We start from the raw sequence: 21,923 nt of genomic DNA, 5'->3' as shown, positions 1-21,923 counted from the left end.
AAACTTCTCTTGTCCGGAGAAGTTTTTTTCGAGTATGATGGAAACATATGTGAACGTCTGGGGGTTATTGTATGCATAAAAAAGATATTATCCGGCTGCTTGAAACCATTGCAGTCTATATGGAACTAAAGGGGGACAACCCGTTTAAAGTGTCCGCATTCCGAAAAGCAGCGGCAGCCCTGGAACAGGACGACCGAAGCTTATCAGAAATGGACGATATGATGTCGCTGTCCGGCATTGGAAAAGGAACGTACAGCGTCATTAAGGAGTATATAGATGAAGGAAAGTCAAGCACGCTCGAATCGTTGCAGAAAGAAGTGCCGGAAGGACTCGTGCCTTTATTGAAGCTGCCGGGGCTCGGCGGCAAAAAAATCGCAAAGCTGTATAAAGAGCTCGGCGTACATGATGCAGAATCTCTGAAGGAAGCCTGTGAACAGCAAAAAGTGCAAGGCCTTGCGGGTTTTGGCAAAAAATCAGAAGAAAAAATATTACAGGCGCTCGGAGAAGCCGGAAAGCAGCCTGAGCGGTTCCCGATCGGATATGCCCTCCGCATCGCGCGGGATATTGAGGAGCATCTTTCTCAATTTACGCATATCATCAAATTTTCTCGTGCCGGAAGTCTTCGCAGAGCGCGGGAAACGGTGAAGGATTTGGACTATATCATTGCTACAGATCAGCCGGCTGAAGTAAGGGAACAGCTTCTTGCACTGCCAAACATCAAAAGCGTGATCGCGAGCGGAGATACGAAGGTGTCCGTCATCCTTTCCTTTGAATATGAAACGAGCGTCGATTTCCGTCTTGTGACGGAAGAGCAGTTTCCGACAACACTCCATCATTTTACGGGATCAAAGGATCACAACATTAAGATGCGCCAAATCGCAAAAGAACGCGGCGAGCGGATCAGTGAATACGGCGTTGAGACAGTTGAAACCGGAGAGATCAAAACATTTCCGAGCGAACGTGAATTTTATGCGCACTTCGGCCTGCCGCTGATTCCGCCGGAGCTCCGTGAAAGCGGGCAAGAAGTGGAAACCTACAGCGATAGCATTGAACTGATAGAGCACGGGCAAATCAAGGGAGATCTCCACATGCACTCAACGTGGAGCGATGGTGCGTTTTCGATCAGAGAGATGGCTGAAGCATGCATCAAAAAAGGCTATCAATACATGGCGATCACCGATCACTCACAATATTTAAAGGTCGCCAACGGGCTTACTGCAGAAAGACTTAAACAGCAGGCAAAAGAAATTGACGCGTTGAATGCTGAGTTCGAAAACTTCCGTATTTTGAAAGGCGTCGAGATGGACATCCTGCCTGACGGTACGCTCGATTATGATGACGATGTGCTGGCGGAAATGGATATCGTTATTGCATCGATTCATTCCAGTTTTAATCAGCCGGAACACGTGATTATGAAGCGGCTTGAGACGGCACTGACAAACAAACATGTTGACATTATCGCACACCCGACCGGACGCCTGATCGGCAGACGGGCCGGTTATGAAATCGATATTGATAAGCTGATTGATCTTGCGAAAAAAACAAATACGGCGCTTGAACTCAACGCTAACCCTGCGCGCCTCGATCTGCGCACAGAGCATTTACTGAAAGCAAACGAACAAGGGGTTACATTGGTGATTAATACTGATGCCCATAACATTGAGATGTTAGACGATATGAAAACTGGCGTTACTGCCGCGCGCAAAGGATGGACGGAAACGAAAAACGTTCTGAATGCCCGGTCGCTTGAAGACGTAGAGGCATTCCTGAAGCGCAACGATTAAGTAAGGAGGCTCACACAATCGTGCAGCAAAAAGTACTATCAGCTCTTGAATTTCATAAAGTGAAAGAACAGGTTATTGAGCATGCCGCTTCATCGCTCGGAAAAGAAATGCTTCTCCAGCTTAAGCCTTCTGCTTCTATAGACGAAATCAAAAAACAGCTGGATGAAGTAGACGAAGCTTCTGCCATTATCCGGCTGAGAGGCCGAGCGCCGTTTGGCGGTCTTGTTGATATCAGAGGAGCATTAAGACGAGCGGAAATCGGCAGCGTTCTCAGTCCTTCAGAATTCACTGAAATCTCAGGCCTGCTTTATGCAGTTAAACAGATGAAACATTTTATCACCCAAATGGCTGAAGACGGTGTTGACATTCCGCTGATCCATCAGCACGCTGAACAGCTTATCACGCTGTCCGATTTAGAACGGGACATTAATTCCTGCATCGATGATCACGGAGAAGTGCTTGATCATGCATCGGAAAAATTGAGAGGAATCCGCACGCAGCTCAGAACCCTCGAATCGAGAATCAGAGACCGGTTAGAGTCAATGCTGCGTTCCTCTTCCGCTTCAAAAATGCTGTCTGATACGATTGTTACGATTCGGAATGACCGCTTTGTAATCCCAGTCAAACAGGAGTACAGATCAAGCTACGGCGGAATTGTGCACGATACTTCGTCCTCCGGCGCAACACTATTCATTGAACCGCAGGCAATTGTAGATATGAACAATTCCCTTCAGCAGGCGAAAGTGAAAGAAAAGCAAGAAATCGAACGGATTTTGCGTGTGCTGACAGAGAAAACGGCAGAGCATACAGAAGAGCTATTTCTAGATTTGCAAGTGTTGCAGACGCTTGACTTTATTTTTGCAAAAGCAAGATATGCAAAAGCGGTCAAAGCGACAAAACCGATGATGAACGACACTGGCTTTATCCGCTTAAAAAAAGCCCGCCATCCATTGCTTCCGCCTGATCAGGTTGTTGCCAATGACATTGAGCTTGGCGGCGATTTTTCAACCATTGTCATTACAGGGCCAAACACCGGGGGGAAAACAGTCACCCTTAAAACGTTAGGCCTGTTAACCTTAATGGCACAATCAGGTCTTCATATCCCGGCAGATGAAGGGTCAGAAGCGGCGGTATTTGAGCACGTATTCGCTGATATCGGTGATGAACAGTCGATTGAGCAAAGCTTAAGTACGTTCTCATCCCATATGGTGAACATTGTCGGCATTTTAGAACAGGTCAATGAAAACAGCCTTGTGCTTTTCGATGAACTTGGTGCAGGGACAGATCCGCAGGAGGGGGCGGCCCTCGCCATGAGCATCCTGGATGACGTGCATCGCACCAATGCACGAGTGTTAGCTACGACGCATTATCCGGAATTGAAGGCGTACGGCTATAACAGAGAAGGCGTCATGAATGCGAGCGTTGAATTTGACATCGAAACGCTGTCACCGACCTATAAACTTTTAATTGGTGTGCCGGGACGAAGCAACGCTTTCGAAATTTCAAAACGCCTTGGACTTCCAGACCATATCATCGGACAGGCGAAGTCAGAAATGACGGCTGAGCATAACGAAGTTGATACAATGATTGCGTCGCTGGAACAAAGCAAAAAACGTGCGGAAGAAGAGCTTTCCGAGACAGAATCAATCAGAAAAGAAGCGGAAAAGCTGCACAAAGAGCTGCAGCAGCAAATCATCGAGCTTAACAGCAAAAAAGACAAAATGCTCGAGGAGGCTGAACAGCAAGCGGCTGATAAAGTAAAAGCGGCAATGAAAGAAGCCGAAGATATTATTCATGAATTGCGCTCCATAAAAGAAGAACACAAATCCTTCAAGGATCACGAGCTGATCAACGCGAAGAAAAGGTTAGAAGGCGCAGTTCCTACCTTTGAAAAGTCCAAAAAACCGGAAAAAACGAAAACGCAAAAACGTGACTTCAAGCCAGGTGATGAGGTGAAAGTTCTCACCTTCGGGCAAAAAGGAACATTGCTTGAAAAAACCGGCGGCAATGAATGGAATGTACAAATCGGCATATTGAAAATGAAAGTAAAGGAAAAAGATCTGGAGTTTATCAAATCAGCTCCGGAGCCAAAAAAAGAAAAAATCATTACGGCGGTCAAGGGAAAGGATTATCATGTATCGCTTGAGCTTGATCTTCGCGGCGAACGCTATGAAAATGCCCTCAGCCGTGTTGAAAAATATTTGGACGATGCAGTGTTAGCCGGATATCCTAGAGTGTCAATCATTCACGGAAAAGGAACCGGCGCTTTAAGAAAAGGCGTGCAGGATCTTCTGAAGAACCACCGCAGCGTCAAAAGCTCCCGTTTCGGTGAAGCAGGTGAGGGAGGATCAGGCGTTACGGTTGTTGAACTAAAATAAAAGGGAGTATGGCCATGAGTGATTTTTGGGAAAACGAGCTTGTGGAAATCGCGGCGTATTACAGTGTCGCGGTTCTCTGCCTCGTCCTCTTTTTGACTGTGTTTGAGCTGGTGACGGCTTATAAAAACTGGGAAGAGATTCAAAAAGGAAATCTTGCGGTGGCAATGGCAACCGGCGGAAAAATTTTAGGAATCGCAAACGTGTTTCAGCATTCCATCTCCCAGCACAATTCGCTGCTGCAAATGATCGGCTGGGGCGTTTACGGATTTGTTATGCTTCTTTTAAGCTACTTTATTTTTGAGTTTTTGACTCCGCGGTTTAAAATTGATAAGGAAATCGAAAATGATAACCGGGCTGTCGGCTTTATTTCATTTGTCATTTCTGTCGGGCTTTCATTTGTGGTGGCAGCCGGAATATAAGGGGACGGAGAATAGATGGAAAAGCTTGCAAAAGTACTGCTCGCCGCGGCGGGAATCTTTTTGTTAATTGGTCTTATATATCTGTTCGTATGATGAGAAAAAGAAAGATTTACCTTTCTTTTTCTTTTTTTTGCCGTCCATCTGCTATAATGATAGGGTGGAACTCTAAAATCGAAAGGGGGAGGTTTTATGCAGTCTCAAAAGCCGTGGCTTGCCGAGTATCCCGACGATATCCCGCATGAGCTTCCGTTGCCGAATAAAACCCTGCAATCCATCCTGATAGACTCCGCCGCACGATTCCCTGACAAAACCGCAATATCTTTTTATGGAAAAAAACTCACCTTTCATGACATTCTGACGGATGCTCTTAAACTCGCAGCTTTTTTGCAGTGCAATGGCCTGCAAAAAGGAGACAGAGTGGCTGTTATGCTGCCCAATTGCCCACAAACAGTGATTTCTTATTATGGTGTCTTGTTTGCTGGCGGCATCGTGGTGCAGACGAACCCGCTTTATACCGAGCATGAGCTTGAATATCAGCTCAGAGACGCTGAAGTAAGTGTGATCATCACCTTAGACTTGCTTTTCCCGAAGGCAATAAAAATGAAAACGTTATCAATAGTCGAACAGATTTTGATCACCAGCGTAAAAGACTATTTGCCTTTTCCGAAAAATATTCTTTACCCGCTGACGCAAAAACAAAAAGTGCATATCGACTTTGACAAAACAGCTAACATTCACACGTTCGCTTCCAGTTTGAAGCAGGAAAAAACTGAACTCCTGACAATCCCGAAAATCGATCCTGAGCATGATATCGCTGTCCTCCAGTATACCGGGGGAACAACCGGGGATCCAAAAGGGGTCATGCTTACGCACCAAAATATTTTGGCCAATACTGAAATGTGTGCCGCTTGGATGTTCGATGTGAAGGAAGGCGCTGAAAAAGTGCTGGGCATTGTCCCGTTTTTTCATGTCTACGGACTGACGGCAGTCATGAACTATTCGATTAAACTAGGCTTCGAAATGATTCTTCTTCCTAAGTTTGATCCGCTTGAAACACTTAAAATCATCGACAAACACAGACCGACGCTCTTTCCAGGGGCACCGACAATTTACATTGGCCTTTTGCATCACCCCGAATTGCAGCATTATGATCTGTCATCCATTAAAAGCTGTCTTAGCGGATCAGCCGCGCTCCCTGTGGAGGTAAAGCAGAAATTTGAAAAGGTGACTGGCGGAAAACTTGTGGAAGGCTATGGTTTGTCAGAGGCATCCCCAGTGACGCACGCCAACTTTATCTGGGGGAAAAACAAGCCGGGCAGTATCGGCTGTCCTTGGCCGAATACGGACGCCGCGATCTATTCTGAAGAGACGGGTGAGCTTGCCGCTCCGTATGAGCATGGAGAAATCATTGTAAAAGGTCCGCAGGTCATGAAAGGATATTGGAACAAACCAGAGGAAACCGCCGCTGTTCTGAGAGATGGCTGGCTGTTCACCGGGGACATGGGCTATATGGACGAAGAAGGTTTTTTCTATATTGCCGACAGGAAAAAGGATATCATCATTGCCGGAGGTTACAATATTTACCCGCGTGAAGTAGAAGAAGCGCTTTATGAACATGAAGCCGTCCAGGAAATTGTCGTCGCAGGTGTGCCCGACTCCTACAGGGGAGAAACAGTAAAAGCATTTGTCGTATTAAAGAAAGGCGCAAATGCCGATGCAGAAGAACTGGACGCCTTTGCGAGATCCCGACTGGCGCCATACAAGGTGCCCAAAGCCTATGAGTTCAGAAAAGAGCTGCCGAAAACGGCGGTCGGAAAAATTTTAAGAAGGCGTTTACTTGAAGAAGAAGCCGAAAATCATCATATCAAATAAAAAAGAACGCCTATGAATAAACTTGACAAACCCGAAAATCCTTCTTATCATAAAATTATGAATGAATAGTCATTCATTTCTATAGGAAGGAACGATGAACATTGAAGCAAAAACGGCCAAAGTATATGCAGATTATTGATGCAGCAGTAGAAGTCATTGCGGAAAACGGCTACCACCAGTCACAGGTATCCAAAATTGCCAAACAAGCCGGAGTAGCGGACGGCACCATCTATCTCTATTTTAAAAACAAAGAAGATATTTTAATTTCTCTTTTCAAAGAAAAAATGGGCCAATTTATTGAGCGGATGGAAGAGGACATTAAAGAAAAAACAACAGCAAAAGAGAAATTGGCGCTTGTGATTTCAAAGCATTTTTCCCTTTTAGCAGGTGACCATAATCTCGCGATTGTCACTCAGCTTGAACTACGCCAATCCAACTTGGAGCTGCGCCAGAAAATCAACGAAATATTAAAAGGCTACTTGAATATTTTGGATGGCATTTTGACGGAAGGTATACAATCAGGCGAAATAAAAGAAGGCCTCGATGTCCGCCTCGCCCGGCAGATGATTTTTGGAACGATTGACGAAACCGTGACAACTTGGGTGATGAATGACCAAAAGTACGATCTCGTTGCGCTTTCAAACAGCGTTTTAGAATTATTGGTATCCGGAATTCACAATAAGTAAAGGAGTTCTGTCCTATGAATGCAATTTCACTTGCGGTGGATCAATTTGTGGCAGTCTTGACGATTCACAATCCGCCGGCAAACGCGCTTTCCAGCCAGATATTAGAAGAGCTGTCTTCCTGTCTTGATCAATGTGAGACAGATGCCGGTGTACGAAGCATTATCATGCACGGCGAGGGAAGATTTTTCTCAGCCGGCGCTGATATTAAAGAATTCACATCGTTTAAAGGCAATGAGGATTCCTCATTGCTCGCTGAGCGCGGCCAGCAGTTAATGGAGAGAATTGAAAGCTTTCCAAAACCGATTATCGCAGCGATTCACGGCGCTGCTCTCGGAGGCGGGCTGGAGCTTGCAATGGCCTGTCACATCAGAATCGCGGCAGAAGATGCTAAGCTGGGGCTCCCAGAGCTTAACCTTGGTATCATCCCGGGTTTTGCAGGAACACAGCGTCTTCCGAAATATGTCGGTACAGCCAAGGCACTAGAGCTCATCGGCTCAGGAGAACCGATATCCGGAAAAGAAGCGCTTGATCTCGGACTTGTCTCAATTGGAGCAAAAGATGAGGCAGAAGTGCTTGAAAAAGCAAAAGCACTTGCTGCTAAGTTTGCAGAGAAAAGCCCGCAAACGCTTGCGTCTTTGCTTGAGCTTCTTTATTCCAACAAGGTGTATTCCTACGAAGGAAGCTTAAAGCTTGAAGCAAAACGATTTGGGGAAGCATTTGAGTCAGAGGACGCCAAGGAAGGCATCCAGGCATTTCTCGAAAAAAGAAAGCCTCAGTTCAAAGGCGAATAAAAGGGGATATGATCATGAATCTATTTGTACTGATGAAACGGACGTTTGACACAGAGGAAAAAATCGTCATTGAAGCAGGAAAGATTCAGGATGACGGAGCGGAATGGATCATTAATCCATACGACGAATATGCAATAGAGGAAGCCATCCAGCTGAAGGAAAAGCACGGCGGTTCGATCACCGCCGTCACGGTCGGCGGTGAAGAAGCGGAGAAAGAGTTGCGAACTGCACTTGCCATGGGATGTGACCAAGCCGTTTTAATCAACATAGAAGATGATCTCGAAGAACCCGACCAATACTCCATTTCTCAAGTTTTATACCATTATATGAAGGATCAGGAGTTTGACTTGATTCTCGGCGGAAATGTTGCCATTGACGGAGGCTCAGGACAAGTGGCGCCTCGGCTTGCCGAGCTCCTGGACATTCCGTGTATCACTACGATCACCAAACTTGACATCAACGGAACTGATGCAGAAGCAGAAAGGGATGTCGAAGGAGATGTTGAAAAAATCAAAACGACGCTTCCATTGCTTGTCACAGCTCAGCAGGGCTTAAACGAGCCGCGCTATCCATCACTTCCGGGAATTATGAAGGCTAAGAAAAAGCCGCTTGAAGAGCTTGAGCTTGATGATCTTGACCTGGACGAGGAGGACGCCGAACCAAAGCTGAAAACCATTGAACGTTTTCTGCCGCCGAAAAAAGAAGCCGGGAAGCTTCTGCAGGGAGAGCCTGCCGAACAGGCAAAAGAGCTTGTCTCATTGCTCCGCAGCGAAGCTAAAGTCATTTAAAGCTTGGACATTCAAAGAAACAGGGGGATGTTAGAATGGGAAAAAAAGTGATCGTACTCGGAGAAATACGCGACGGAGAATTGCGGAATGTCACCTTTGAAGCAATAGCTGCAGGAAGGACCATTTCAGGCGATGGAGAAGTTATCGGTGTTCTGATCGGCGAAAATGTACAAAGCATTGCACAAGAACTTATCCACTACGGAGCAGATAAAGTTCTCACAGCCGAGGATCCAAAGCTGAAATCATACACGGCAGACGGATACAGCCAGGTCATGAGAGGTGTGATTGAGCAAGAAAAGCCTGATTCAGTCATATTCGGGCATACGGCAATGGGGAAGGACCTTTCGCCGAAGCTTGCTGCCCGGCTGCAAACAGGCTTAATTTCTGATGCTACAGATGTAAGCGTTACCGGAGGGAATGTTGTGTTCACACGTCCGATTTACTCGGGGAAAGCTTTTGAAAGGGTCATTTCCACCGATCCGATGATTGTTGCAACGATTCGCCCTAATAACATTCAAGCTTTAGAAAAAGACACCAGCAGGTCGGGAAACATCGAAAGCGTTGATGTTTCTCTAACTGATCTCCGTACCGTGATCCAAGAGGTCGTGAAAAAAACAGCCGACGGTGTTGATCTCTCTGAAGCGAAAATTATCGTTGCGGGCGGCCGCGGAGTCAAAAGCAAGGAAGGATTTCAGCCGCTGGAGGAGCTTGCTGAGGTCCTGGGAGCCGCAGTCGGGGCTTCTCGCGGTGCATGTGACGCTGATTATTGCGATTACGCTCTCCAAATCGGGCAGACCGGGAAAGTCGTCACCCCGGATTTGTACATTGCATGCGGCATTTCCGGCGCCATTCAGCATTTGGCCGGCATGTCAAACAGCAAGGTGATCGTCGCCATCAATAAAGACCCTGAAGCCGACATCTTTAAAATAGCCGATTACGGCATTGTCGGAGATTTATTTGAAGTCGTTCCGTTATTAACTGAGGAATTCAAACAGTTGAATATACACTCATAAAGGAAAACCCGGACTTTTAAAGTCCGGGTTTTTTACATTTATAAATACATACGTACAAATATAAATACGATAGAAAATATCGTTGACATGTACGAACATATATAATATGGTTACTTTAAAAGCGCTTACATTCATGCTGACTCCTCAGGCAAACGACAGATCACATATTTGACTGTGGTGCTTTTCATATTCGTATGAAAGGAATGATCAGAGGCATGTCTGAACATCAAGCAGTGATTCAAACAGATATCGTAAAAGGAACCATTAACAAAAATATATACGGTCATTTTGCTGAGCATTTAGGAAGAGGGATTTATGAGGGGATATGGGTCGGGACGGACTCAGACATTCCCAATATCAACGGAATACGAAAGGACGTGCTGGAAGCGCTCAAACAGCTGCATATTCCTGTTCTCAGGTGGCCGGGCGGGTGTTTTGCGGACGAATACCATTGGGCAAACGGTGTCGGTGACCGTAAAACAATGCTTAACACTCACTGGGGCGGTACAATTGAATCAAATGAATTCGGAACGCATGAATTTATGATGCTTTGCGAGCTGCTTGAATGCGAGCCATATATTTGCGGCAATGTCGGAAGCGGAACCGTTCAGGAAATGGCGGAATGGATTGAGTACATGACATTTGAAGAAGGCACGCCCATGTCAGACTGGAGAAAACAAAATGGAAGAGAAGAGCCTTGGAAGCTGAAATATTTTGGCGTAGGCAATGAAAACTGGGGCTGCGGCGGCAACATGCATCCCGAATACTACGCAGATCTGTACCGCCGTTTTCAGACTTATGTCCGCAATTATAGCGGGAATGAAATTTATAAAATTGCAGGCGGCGCAAATGTCGATGATTTTAACTGGACGGACGTGCTTATGAAAAAAGCCGCTGGCCTGATGGACGGATTGAGTCTTCATTATTACACGATTCCGGGTGATTTCTGGAAGGGCAAAGGATCAGCCACAGAATTCACGGAGGATGAATGGTTCATTACAATGAAAAAAGCCAAATACATCGATGAATTGATTCAAAAACACGGCACGATTATGGACCGGTACGATCCGGAGCAGCGGGTCGGGCTGATTATTGATGAATGGGGCACGTGGTTTGATCCTGAGCCAGGCACGAATCCAGGTTTCCTTTATCAGCAAAACACCATACGTGATGCTCTGGTGGCGGCTTCCCATTTTCACATTTTCCATCAGCATTGCCGCCGGGTGCAAATGACCAACATCGCTCAAACAGTAAACGTTCTTCAAGCGATGATTTTGACTGAGGGAGAGCGGATGCTTTTGACACCGACGTACCATGTGTTTGATATGTTTAAGGTGCACCAGGATGCTTCTCTTTTAGATACAGAGGTATTGTGTGCCGACTATGAATGGAAGGGTGAAACGCTCCCGCAAATCAGCATGTCAGCGTCAAAACAAGCTGGAGGCGATATCAATATCACGATTTGCAACATCGATCACCAAAACCAAGCAGAGGCTGAGATCGAGCTGAGAGGCTTACACAAGGCAGCGGACCATTCCGGAGTCATTCTTACGGCAGAAAAAATGAATGCACATAACACATTTGACGATCCTCATCACGTCAAACCGGAAGCGTTCAGACAATACACGCTCAGCAAAAACAAACTGAAAGTAAAACTCCCGCCAATGTCAGTCGTCTTGCTTACGCTGCGTGCTGATTCGTAATCGCGCGAGAGCGCCGGCGCTTTGTGCCGGCGCTTTTTCATGTTTTAAAACAGCAACAAAAGGGCATGGTAAAGTACATGACAGTGAAGAGGAGATGTTATCCTATGCTTCGTACTATTCTAATGATTATCGGGGCTATTGTAGTAATCGGTGCCATTATCAGATTCGTGTTTTAATAAAAGTGACACATCCCATTCAGCCCGGATAAAAATGAGTAAACCGGTTATGATCAGGAAAAAATAATTTGTAAGCATTAAGATAGCGTGAACGAATGGGAGATGCTATACTAAAAATCATCATTTCACATTGGAGGAATTCAATAATGGCTATCGTAAAAGCAACTGATCAATCTTTCTCAGCTGAAACAAGCGAAGGCGTCGTACTGGCAGACTTCTGGGCTCCTTGGTGCGGACCTTGTAAAATGATTGCACCTGTTCTTGAAGAACTGGATCAAGAAATGGGCGACAAACTGAAAATCGTAAAAATCGATGTAGACGAAAACCAAGAAACAGCTGGAAAATACGGCGTTATGAGCATCCCGACACTTCTTATCTTAAAAGACGGAGAAGTAGTTGAAACTTCAGTCGGTTTCAAACCGAAAGAAGCGCTTCAAGAGCTTGTAAACAAACATCTTTAATTTTCGGCTGCTTACATGCCAGAGCGATTCCGATTGAGGGATCGCTTTTTTTATTCGCCAATTGTGAATCATAGAGAAAAACAAACGTTCTTGTTAAACTGGAAACAAAGGATTAAATATAAGGAAGGGTACTATATGAACAAACAACTGAAAGAAAAACTCGCCCTCCTTCCCGATCAACCGGGTTGTTATCTCATGAAGGACCGGCAGCAGACTGTGATCTACGTAGGAAAAGCAAAGGTGCTGAAAAACAGAGTGCGCTCCTACTTCACCGGTTCTCACGACGCGAAAACCCAAAGGCTTGTGACGGAAATCGAGGATTTTGAATATATTGTGACGTCCTCCAATCTTGAAGCACTTATTTTAGAAATGAATCTGATCAAAAAGCATGATCCGAAATACAACGTCATGCTCAAAGACGACAAAACCTATCCTTTCATAAAACTCACCCATGAACGCCACCCAAGGCTGATTGTCACCCGCAATGTCAAAAAAGACAAAGGGCGATATTTTGGACCGTACCCGAATGTACAGGCAGCAAGGGAAACAAAAAAACTGCTCGACCGTCTGTACCCTCTCAGAAAATGCTCCAAGCTGCCGGACAGAGTGTGCCTTTACTATCATCTGGGCCAATGTCTTGCTCCGTGCGTAAAGGACATTTCCGAAGAGACGAACAGAGAGCTGGTTGAAAGCATTACCCGTTTCTTAAGGGGCGGCTATAATGAGGTCAAAAAAGAGCTCGAAGAAAAAATGCACGAAGCCGCTGAGAATCTTGAGTTTGAACGGGCAAAAGAGCTTCGTGACCAGATCGCCCATATTGAATCAACGATGGAAAAACAAAAAATGACGATGAACGATCTAGTTGACCGTGACGTGTTTGCGTACGCATATGATAAGGGCTGGATGTGCGTGCAGGTCTTTTTCATCCGCCAAGGGAAGCTCATTGAGCGCGATGTCAGCATGTTCCCGCTTTATCAGGAAGCGGATGAAGAGTTCCTTACATTCATCGGACAGTTCTATTCAAAAAACAACCACTTCCTTCCGAAGGAGATTTTAGTTCCGGACAGCGTAGATCAATCCATGATCGAGCAGCTGCTGGAAACAAACGTTCACCAGCCGAAGAAGGGCCAGAAAAAAGAACTGCTCATGCTGGCCCATAAAAATGCGAAAATTGCACTGAAAGAAAAATTCTCCTTAATCGAACGGGACGAGGAGCGTTCAATCGGGGCTGTGCAGAAACTCGGTGAGGCATTGAATATTTATACGCCGCACAGAATTGAAGCGTTTGATAACTCAAACATACAGGGGACAAACCCGGTTTCCGCGATGATCGTGTTTATCGACGGCAAACCGTACAAAAAGGAATACCGCAAATATAAAATCAAAACCGTTACAGGACCTGATGATTACGGTTCTATGAGAGAGGTCGTCAGAAGACGCTACACGAGAGTGCTTCGTGAAAATCTGCCGCTGCCTGATCTGATCATCATTGACGGAGGAAAAGGGCAGATCAACGCTGCAAGGGATGTCATTGAAAATGAACTCGGCTTGGATATCCCGATCGCCGGTTTAGCGAAAGACGAAAAGCACAGAACCTCAAACTTACTGATCGGGGAGCCGCTGGAGGTGGTGTATCTGGAACGAAACAGCCAGGAATTTTACCTCCTGCAGCGCATTCAGGACGAGGTGCACCGTTTTGCAATCAGTTTTCACAGACAAATCCGCGGAAAAAGCGCGTTTCAATCCGTATTGGATGATATCCCGGGTATCGGAGAGAAAAGAAAGAAAATGCTGTTAAAGCATTTCGGTTCCGTTAAAAAAATGAAGGAAGCAAGCCTTGAGGACATCAAAAAAGCGGGTGTTCCCGCTGCGGCGGCTCAGTTCCTTTACGATAAATTGCAAAAATAATGTTGTCCTTTTCAATAAGATCTGATAAAATGTGAACTAATTTCATAGTTAGATCGTGTTATATGGTGAAGATAGAGGTGCGAACTTCAAGAGTATGCCTTTGGAGAAAGATGGATTCTGTGAAAAAGGCTGAAAGGGGAGCGTCGCCGAAGCAAATAAAACCCCATCGGTATTATTTGCTGGCCGTGCATTGAATAAATGTAAGGCTGTCAAGAAATCATTTTCTTGGAGGGCTATCTCGTTGTTCATAATCATTCATGATGATTAATTGATAAGCAATGAGAGTATTCCTCTCATTGCTTTTTTTATTGTGGACAAAGCGCTCTTTCTCCTCACCCGCACGAACCAAAATGTAAAGGGTGGTAATCATGGGTCTTATTGTACAAAAATTCGGAGGTACTTCCGTCGGCTCAGTCGAAAAAATTCAAAATGCGGCAAACCGCGCAATTGCAGAAAAACAGAAAGGCCATCAAGTCGTTGTCGTCGTGTCAGCTATGGGAAAATCCACTGACGAATTGGTCAGCCTTGCAAAAGCCATTTCTGACCAGCCGAGCAAACGCGAAATGGACATGCTGCTGGCGACAGGCGAACAGGTCACGATTTCACTCCTCTCAATGGCATTGCAGGAAAAAGGCTATGACGCCGTGTCTTATACTGGCTGGCAGGCGGGAATCCGTACGGAGGCCGTTCACGGAAACGCCAGAATTACAGATATCGACACATCGGTTTTAGCAGACCGGCTTGAAGAAGGAAAAATCGTCATTGTTGCAGGATTTCAAGGCATGACAGAGGATTGTGAAATTACGACATTGGGCCGTGGCGGTTCAGATACAACAGCAGTAGCTTTGGCTGCCGCTTTAAAAGCTGATAAATGTGACATATATACAGACGTGCCCGGCGTGTTTACAACTGATCCGCGCTATGTGAAATCAGCGAGAAAACTTGCCGGCATCTCATACGATGAAATGCTTGAGCTTGCCAATTTAGGCGCCGGCGTTCTTCATCCGAGAGCTGTTGAGTTCGCGAAAAATTACCAAGTGCCGTTAGAAGTGCGTTCAAGTACAGAAACCGAAGCGGGGACATTAATTGAGGAGGAATCATCCATGGAACAGAATTTAATTGTCAGAGGCATTGCATTTGAAGATCAAATCACAAGGGTAACCATTTACGGGCTGACTAGCGGCCTGACAACGTTGTCTACTATTTTTACGACACTTGCCAAAAGAAACATAAACGTGGATATCATTATCCAAACGCAGGCCGAGGACAAGACTGGAATTTCCTTCTCTGTCAAAACAGAAGATGCAGACCAAACCGTTGCGGTGCTTGAAGAGTATAAAGACGCGCTGGAATTCGAGAAAATCGAGACAGAAAGCAAATTGGCCAAAGTATCCATTGTCGGATCCGGCATGGTCTCAAATCCCGGTGTAGCGGCTGAAATGTTTGCTGTACTGGCGCAAAAAAACATTTTAATCAAAATGGTCAGCACATCTGAAATCAAAGTGTCAACCGTCGTAAGCGAAAACGATATGGTGAAAGCAGTCGAATCGCTTCACGATGCATTTGAGCTTTCAAAACACCCTTCAGCTGTGTAATGACAATCAAAAAGGCGGGACTAAGCAGTCACCGCCTTTTTGATTACACTGGGTCTTTCATATCCCATTTCACAGTCAGAACCACTTTATCGGCTCTCTTTTTCACTTGTTCGTATGATTCGGCAATCTGATCATTCATCAATTGAATTTGTTCAGCGATAAAACCAGCTTCCAGCTGAAAGCAAGGTTCTTTCTGATGTTTAAGCCGGTTGGAAATGATCGGCCCTTCGAGTTCAAATTCAAGCTCCTGTTTTTTAGCGCTTACGTTGGTGAGGGTTCCCCAGCCCGCTTCTTCAAAGAAGGCCGGAAATTCCTCCCATGATTCAAGAGGAAACTTACGGGCGAGATGTTTTCCTGCCCAATACATCATGGAAGAGTAATCTTGGCCAAGCATGTCTGGGAGAACGATCTCTCGTATTAGTTCGTAGGCATAGGCGTTCATTTCAATTTCTTTTAGGTTGTCAATAGATGCTTCAAATTTAGACTTCATATCTGTCTCCCCTCTCTCCTGCGTATATTATAGCTCAAACAGGGGGGAGGATTACAGAATGATCCTGTAATTCTTATGAAAAATTAAGCGAGAAATATATATTGATAAAATAAAATTTTTCAATCAACTAATCAATTCGGAAAATTATAATTTATGTACGCGTTTTCTTGACGCCCTTTTGAGGGAGGAGTAAAATGAAATTGTCAATAAATCTTAATAAAGTGCTTACAATTGAAAGAAGTGGAGGAAGAGATTTAGCACATTTCGCACTTATCAAACAGGGGGTAAAGTAATGTCTGGGAACAGAGAGTTTTATTTTCGAAGATTGCATTCCTTGCTTGGCGTCATACCGGTCGGCATCTTTCTCATTCAGCATTTAGTCGTCAACCAGTTTGCTGCAAGGGGCGCTGAAGCATTCAATAGCGCTGCTCATTTTATGGATAGCCTGCCTTTCAGGTATGCCTTGGAAATTTTTATTATCTTCTTACCATTAATTTATCATGCAGTTTATGGTGTGTACATAGCGTTTACTGCGAAAAATAACGCAGGCCAATACAGCTATATGAGAAACTGGCTATTTGTCCTGCAACGTGTAACCGGTATCATCACTCTTATTTTCGTCAGCTGGCACGTGTGGGAAACCCGCATTGCCGCACAAATGGGCGCTGAGGTCAATTTCGACATGATGGCGAATATTTTGAGCTCTCCGGCTATGCTTGGCTTTTACATTGTCGGTGTTTTATCAACAATTTTCCACTTCTCGAACGGTTTATGGTCTTTCGCTGTTACATGGGGCATCACGGTCACGCCTCGTTCTCAAAGAATTTCGACATACGTTACGCTGATTATTTTTGTTGCACTGTCATACGTAGGCTTAAAAGCGATTTTTGCATTTGTTTAAGAGTACTAGATTACTAGAGGGAGAGGGGCTATCATGAGTCAATCAAGCATTATCGTAGTCGGCGGAGGTCTTGCCGGCCTCATGGCGACAATTAAAGCAGCGGAATCAGGAATGGCGGTTAAGCTGTTTTCCATCGTTCCTGTCAAACGTTCTCATTCAGTTTGTGCGCAAGGCGGCATAAACGGAGCGGTCAATACAAAAGGGGAAGGTGACTCTCCGTGGGAACATTTTGATGACACGGTATACGGGGGAGACTTTCTTGCCAACCAGCCGCCGGTCAAGGCAATGTGTGAAGCGGCGCCTTCGATCATCCACTTATTAGACCGGATGGGTGTTATGTTTAACCGGACGCCTGAAGGCCTGCTTGATTTCCGTCGATTCGGGGGTACACAGCATCACAGAACGGCTTATGCGGGTGCGACGACGGGACAGCAGCTGCTTTATGCACTGGACGAGCAAGTGCGCAGATACGAAGTTGCGGGTCTGGTCACAAAATACGAAGGCTGGGAATTCCTTGGCGCTGTATTAGATGATGACAGAACCTGCCGCGGAATTGTTGCGCAAAACCTGACAAACATGCAAATTGAATCCTTCCGTTCTGACGCGGTCATTATGGCGACCGGCGGACCGGGGATCATTTTTGGAAAATCAACGAACTCCATGATTAATACAGGATCTGCTGCTTCAATCGTTTATCAGCAGGGAGCGTACTATGCAAACGGAGAATTCATTCAAATCCACCCGACAGCCATCCCGGGCGATGACAAACTAAGACTGATGAGTGAATCAGCGCGTGGTGAAGGCGGCCGCGTGTGGACATATAAAGACGGTAAACCGTGGTATTTCCTCGAGGAAAAATATCCGGCATACGGAAACCTGGTGCCGCGTGATATTGCGACACGTGAAATATTTGATGTGTGTGTGAACCAGAAGCTTGGCATTAACGGTGAAAACATGGTCTATCTCGATCTGTCTCATAAAGATCCGAAAGAGCTAGATATTAAACTTGGCGGCATCATTGAGATTTATGAGAAATTCATGGGAGACGACCCGCGCAAGCTTCCAATGAAAATCTTCCCGGCGGTCCATTATTCTATGGGCGGTTTATGGGTGGATTACGATCAAATGACAAACATCCCTGGACTGTTTGCGGCTGGAGAATGTGATTACTCTATGCATGGCGGCAACCGCTTGGGAGCAAACTCCTTGCTGTCTGCGATTTACGGAGGCATGGTGGCCGGACCGAACGCGGTGAAATATGTAAACGGCTTAGAATCTTCAGCGGAAGACATGTCTTCTTCTTTATTCGACGCTCACGTTAAAAAAGAAGAAGAAAAATGGGCTGATATTATGAGCATGGACGGAACCGAAAATGCCTATGTTCTTCACAGAGAGCTCGGTGAGTGGATGACGGCGAACGTAACGGTTGTCCGCCATAATGACAAGCTTTTGAAAACGGACGACAAAATTCAGGAATTAATGGAGCGCTTTAAAAAGATCAACATCAATGACACGACAAAATGGAGCAACCAGGGGGCGATGTTCACACGCCAGTTCTCGAACATGCTCCAGCTTGCGAGGGTGATTACCCTTGGCGCTTACAACCGTAATGAAAGCCGGGGCGCCCATTATAAACCGGATTATCCTGAACGTAATGATGATGAATGGCTCAAAACAACAATGGCTAAACATGTAAGCCCGTATGAAGCGCCGGAATTTGAGTATCAGGATGTCGATGTATCACTGATAACGCCTCGGAAACGGGATTACTCGAAGAAGAAGGTGGCGAAATAATCATGAGTGAACAAAAAACCATACGATTTATTATCACACGTCAAGATACAGCCGACAGCACGCCTTACGATGAAGAATTTGAGATTCCATACCGCCCGAATCTGAACGTCATTTCCGCTCTGATGGAAATCCGCCGGAATCCGGTTAATGTCAAAGGTGAAAAGACAACCCCTGTCACATGGGATATGAACTGTCTTGAGGAAGTATGCGGCGCATGTTCAATGGTCATAAACGGAAAGCCCCGCCAGTCTTGTACGGCGCTTATCGACCAGCTTGAACAGCCGATCCGTTTAAAACCAATGAAAACATTCCCAGTCGTTCGTGATTTGCAGGTTGACCGTAGCAGAATGTTTGATTCATTGAAAAAAGTAAAAGCGTGGATACCAATTGACGGTACGTACGATTTGGGACCGGGGCCGAGAATGCCGGAAAAACGCCGTCAATGGGCATATGAATTATCAAAATGCATGACGTGCGGCGTCTGCCTCGAGGCCTGCCCGAATGTGAACAGCAAATCGAAGTTCATGGGGCCGGCACCGATGTCGCAAGTCCGCCTGTTTAACGCACATCCGACAGGCGCCATGAATAAATCTGACCGATTAGAAGCACTAATGGATGAAGGCGGCCTTGCAGATTGCGGCAACTCGCAAAACTGTGTCCAATCCTGTCCGAAGGGCATTCCGCTTACCACTTCGATTGCAGCCTTAAATAGAGACACAAACTTACAAGCGTTCCGCAATTTCTTCGGAAGCGACAGAGTATAAGAAGAAAAAACCTCTTCCGCATGGGAGAGGTTTTTTTAAACAATAAGGAGATGAAAAAAGATGAAGCTTCCTGCTTATATTGATATGCCGTTTCCAGAATGGAAAAGATCCTTTTCTTTTTTTAATGAGGTATCCGTAAGATTTTCCGAGACGGACATGTTTGGGCATATGAATAATGTAACCCCTTTTATATATTTTGAGGAGGCGCGAATTTCTTATTTTAAAAAGCTGAATATGATGAGTGAAAACAAACAGACCATGACAGTTGTGGCAAGCCAGCAGTGCGATTATTTGCGCCAAGTCATGCCTTATGAAGAGCTGCGCATCTATGTGAAAACAAGCGCTGTCGGCAGTTCATCTCTTACCTTGCATTATCTCGGAGAGAACCACAAAGGCGAACCTTGCTTCACCGGAGCAGTCGTGATGGTTCAAGTCTCGAAGGAAAGCGGCAAGGCTGTCAGCTGGACGGATGATGAGAAAGAAACGCTTCTCCATACACGATAAACTAATTCTCTTGTAAACGTCACCTCCTGCGCCCTTCTTACATATGATATCTCGACTATATCAAAACCCATTCGTTTCTGATTCGCTCTCACCTTAGCAAGGAGGGTTACAATACTTGAAGGAGAAAGAATTTCAATCGAAGCCGCTGCTAACGAAAAGAGAAAGAGAAGTGTTCGAATTGCTCGTTCAAGATAAGACAACAAAGGAGATTGCAAGCGAGCTATTTATCAGTGAGAAAACCGTTCGAAACCATATTTCAAATGCCATGCAGAAATTGGGTGTGAAAGGGCGTTCGCAAGCCGTTGTTGAGCTTCTTAGAATGGGTGAGCTAGAGCTTTAATTCTTGCCGGTATTCCTTCTTTTCAGGAAGGAGCCGGTTATTGCTGTTTGTTTGGAACATTCGAAACCATATTTTTGAATGCTGTGCAAAACGTAGGCAAGTCATAAAATGAATTTTTTTTCTTGATGTTGTTTGACTAAAGTCCTCTATTTCTCTCCTGCGAGTCTTGCATTTTCTTCAAAAAAGAAGGAAAATAGACACGGAACGCTTTTGTGCGTAAGAGATCCTTGAGTGAGGGATGGACAAATGACATCAAAACCTTTGGAGCATGTTGCGGATATTGAAAAGTCTCTCCGCCACATTGCCGCGATCATTAAGCAAAAAGGACGAGAAATCCTTAACCAATATGCAATTACGCCGCCGCAATTTGTCGGCCTGCAATGGCTTTATGAAATGGGAGATATGACAATCGGCGAACTATCGGGCAAAATGTATCTGGCATGCAGCACGACAACGGACTTAATCGACCGCATGCAAAAAAATGAGCTTGTTGAGCGGGTCAAGGACCCGGCGGACAGACGTGTTGTCCGGATACATCTGCTGCCTGAAGGAGAACGGATTATCCAAGAGGTCATTACTAAAAGGCAGGAATATTTGCGTGATATGTTCGAATCGTTTACAGATGAAGAAATAGCCATCTTCGAAAAATCTTTGATGAAACTGCAGCATGAAATGAAGAGAAAATGAGGCGATTTTGTTGGAACAACCAATAGGAGTCATTGATTCCGGGGTTGGCGGTTTAACCGTTGCGAAGGAAATCATGAGACAGCTACCTAAAGAAAATATTATCTACGTCGGGGATACGAAACGGTGTCCTTATGGGCCGCGCCCTGAAGAAGAGGTGCTTCAATATACGTGGGAGCTGACGAATTATTTACTCGAAAACCACCACATCAAAATGCTCGTGATCGCCTGTAACACAGCAACAGCGATCGCATTGGATGACATCCAGCGCAGCATCGGTATACCAGTGGTCGGAGTCATCCAGCCTGGTGCGAGAGCAGCGATAAAAGTGACGGATAATCAGCATATCGGTGTCATCGGTACAGAGAATACAATTAAGAGCAATGCATACGAAGAGGCGCTTTTGGCATTAAATCCTGATCTGAAGGTTGAAAACCTTGCCTGCCCGCTGCTTGTGCCTTTTGTGGAAAGCGGGAAGTTTCTCGACAAAACAGCAGACGAGATTGTTAAAACCTCGCTGTATCCGTTAAAAGACACATCGATTGATTCGCTGATTTTAGGCTGCACCCATTACCCTATTTTAAAAGAAGCCATTCAAAGATATATGGGAGAGCACGTAAACATTATTTCGTCCGGCGATGAAACAGCCCGGGAAGTCAGCACAATTCTCTCTTATAAAGGGCTGCTGAACCAGTCTCCGATTGCCCCGGATCATCAGTTCCTGACAACAGGGGCGCGTGATCAGTTTGCAAAAATCGCAGACGATTGGTTTGGCCATGAAGTGGGGCATGTGGAATGTATCTCACTGCAAGAACCGATTAAAAGATAGGTTTTCCCGCAACGGAATGTTGCGGGTTTTTTCTGTTTTGCCG

20 protein-coding genes and 1 riboswitch are annotated in these 21,923 nt (G+C 45.5%); of the genes, 19 read left to right on the top strand and 1 reads right to left on the bottom strand.

Going from position 1 to position 21,923, the window contains the following annotated elements:
• Window positions 1-71: 71 nt before the first annotated feature.
• The 12 genes from polX (at window position 72) to BFW96_RS13475 (ending at window position 15,574) form a co-directional block, all read left to right on the top strand.
• The gene (gene polX / locus BFW96_RS13530; RefSeq protein ID WP_069839680.1) at window positions 72-1,784 is read left to right on the top strand and encodes a DNA polymerase/3'-5' exonuclease PolX; all 1,713 of its coding nucleotides are present in this window, start codon (window positions 72-74) and stop codon (window positions 1,782-1,784) included.
• A gap of 20 nt (window positions 1,785-1,804) precedes the next feature.
• Window positions 1,805-4,162, top strand: coding sequence for an endonuclease MutS2 (locus BFW96_RS13525; RefSeq protein WP_014664897.1), 2,358 nt, complete (start codon window positions 1,805-1,807; stop codon window positions 4,160-4,162).
• A gap of 14 nt (window positions 4,163-4,176) precedes the next feature.
• On the top strand, window positions 4,177-4,581 hold the full coding sequence (locus BFW96_RS13520; protein WP_003222485.1) for a DUF350 domain-containing protein: 405 nt from the start codon (window positions 4,177-4,179) through the stop codon (window positions 4,579-4,581).
• Between the two features lie 189 nt (window positions 4,582-4,770).
• Window positions 4,771-6,453: a long-chain-fatty-acid--CoA ligase LcfA gene (gene lcfA / locus BFW96_RS13515; RefSeq protein ID WP_069839679.1), complete on the top strand. Its 1,683-nt coding sequence runs from the start codon at window positions 4,771-4,773 to the stop codon at window positions 6,451-6,453.
• A 101-nt stretch (window positions 6,454-6,554) separates the two neighbouring features.
• Window positions 6,555-7,139: a fatty acid metabolism transcriptional regulator FadR gene (gene fadR, locus BFW96_RS13510; RefSeq protein WP_040082234.1), complete on the top strand. Its 585-nt coding sequence runs from the start codon at window positions 6,555-6,557 to the stop codon at window positions 7,137-7,139.
• Between the two features lie 14 nt (window positions 7,140-7,153).
• On the top strand, window positions 7,154-7,930 hold the full coding sequence (locus BFW96_RS13505; protein WP_069839678.1) for an enoyl-CoA hydratase: 777 nt from the start codon (window positions 7,154-7,156) through the stop codon (window positions 7,928-7,930).
• A gap of 14 nt (window positions 7,931-7,944) precedes the next feature.
• The gene (gene etfB / locus BFW96_RS13500) at window positions 7,945-8,718 is read left to right on the top strand and encodes an electron transfer flavoprotein subunit beta (RefSeq protein ID WP_014664893.1); all 774 of its coding nucleotides are present in this window, start codon (window positions 7,945-7,947) and stop codon (window positions 8,716-8,718) included.
• A gap of 35 nt (window positions 8,719-8,753) precedes the next feature.
• The gene (gene etfA, locus BFW96_RS13495; RefSeq protein ID WP_069839677.1) at window positions 8,754-9,731 is read left to right on the top strand and encodes an electron transfer flavoprotein subunit alpha; all 978 of its coding nucleotides are present in this window, start codon (window positions 8,754-8,756) and stop codon (window positions 9,729-9,731) included.
• Window positions 9,732-9,946: 215 nt separating this feature from the next.
• Window positions 9,947-11,434, top strand: a complete 1,488-nt coding sequence (gene abfB / locus BFW96_RS13490) for an alpha-L-arabinofuranosidase AbfB (protein ID WP_069839714.1) — start codon at window positions 9,947-9,949, stop codon at window positions 11,432-11,434.
• Window positions 11,435-11,756: 322 nt separating this feature from the next.
• Window positions 11,757-12,071 carry a thioredoxin gene (trxA, locus tag BFW96_RS13485; protein ID WP_014664890.1) on the top strand — a complete coding sequence of 105 codons (315 nt, stop codon included), beginning with the start codon at window positions 11,757-11,759 and terminating at the stop codon, window positions 12,069-12,071.
• Between the two features lie 135 nt (window positions 12,072-12,206).
• A complete protein-coding gene (gene uvrC / locus BFW96_RS13480) occupies window positions 12,207-13,979 on the top strand; it encodes an excinuclease ABC subunit UvrC (protein WP_069839676.1) in 1,773 nt (590 codons plus the stop codon).
• Between the two features lie 64 nt (window positions 13,980-14,043).
• Window positions 14,044-14,223: riboswitch (Lysine riboswitch) on the top strand.
• Between the two features lie 124 nt (window positions 14,224-14,347).
• Complete coding sequence (locus tag BFW96_RS13475; protein WP_014664888.1) at window positions 14,348-15,574, top strand: aspartate kinase; 1,227 nt, start codon at window positions 14,348-14,350, stop codon at window positions 15,572-15,574.
• 43 nt (window positions 15,575-15,617) lie between these two features.
• Here the strand turns inward: BFW96_RS13475 and BFW96_RS13470 are convergent, their stop codons facing one another.
• Complete coding sequence (locus BFW96_RS13470) at window positions 15,618-16,064, bottom strand: YslB family protein (RefSeq protein ID WP_003222508.1); 447 nt, start codon at window positions 16,062-16,064, stop codon at window positions 15,618-15,620.
• A 292-nt stretch (window positions 16,065-16,356) separates the two neighbouring features.
• Between BFW96_RS13470 and sdhC the strand changes: the two genes are divergently transcribed.
• The 7 genes from sdhC to racE all read left to right on the top strand — a co-directional run bounded on the left by sdhC (window position 16,357) and on the right by racE (window position 21,880).
• A complete protein-coding gene (gene sdhC, locus BFW96_RS13460) occupies window positions 16,357-16,965 on the top strand; it encodes a succinate dehydrogenase cytochrome B558 (RefSeq protein WP_003222512.1) in 609 nt (202 codons plus the stop codon).
• 33 nt (window positions 16,966-16,998) lie between these two features.
• Window positions 16,999-18,759 (top strand): succinate dehydrogenase flavoprotein subunit, encoded by a 1,761-nt coding sequence (sdhA, locus tag BFW96_RS13455; protein ID WP_014664887.1) that lies wholly within the window; start codon window positions 16,999-17,001, stop codon window positions 18,757-18,759.
• A 2-nt stretch (window positions 18,760-18,761) separates the two neighbouring features.
• The gene (sdhB, locus tag BFW96_RS13450) at window positions 18,762-19,523 is read left to right on the top strand and encodes a succinate dehydrogenase iron-sulfur subunit (RefSeq protein WP_069839675.1); all 762 of its coding nucleotides are present in this window, start codon (window positions 18,762-18,764) and stop codon (window positions 19,521-19,523) included.
• Between the two features lie 60 nt (window positions 19,524-19,583).
• Window positions 19,584-20,027 carry an acyl-CoA thioesterase gene (locus BFW96_RS13445; RefSeq protein WP_040082240.1) on the top strand — a complete coding sequence of 148 codons (444 nt, stop codon included), beginning with the start codon at window positions 19,584-19,586 and terminating at the stop codon, window positions 20,025-20,027.
• A 115-nt stretch (window positions 20,028-20,142) separates the two neighbouring features.
• Entirely contained in the window at window positions 20,143-20,367 is a 225-nt protein-coding gene (gene gerE, locus BFW96_RS13440; protein ID WP_003184172.1) for a spore germination transcription factor GerE, read from the top strand.
• Between the two features lie 246 nt (window positions 20,368-20,613).
• The gene (locus BFW96_RS13435; protein ID WP_069839674.1) at window positions 20,614-21,054 is read left to right on the top strand and encodes a MarR family winged helix-turn-helix transcriptional regulator; all 441 of its coding nucleotides are present in this window, start codon (window positions 20,614-20,616) and stop codon (window positions 21,052-21,054) included.
• A gap of 7 nt (window positions 21,055-21,061) precedes the next feature.
• On the top strand, window positions 21,062-21,880 hold the full coding sequence (racE, locus tag BFW96_RS13430; protein WP_083252881.1) for a glutamate racemase: 819 nt from the start codon (window positions 21,062-21,064) through the stop codon (window positions 21,878-21,880).
• Window positions 21,881-21,923 lie beyond the last annotated feature (43 nt).

This window comes from Bacillus sp. F56 (assembly GCF_001748205.1).
GTDB classification, from domain to species: Bacteria; Bacillota; Bacilli; order Bacillales; family Bacillaceae; genus Bacillus; species Bacillus stercoris.
The sequence above is the reverse complement of the archived record's forward strand: the minus strand, read 5'-3'. Positions and strand labels throughout refer to the sequence as shown.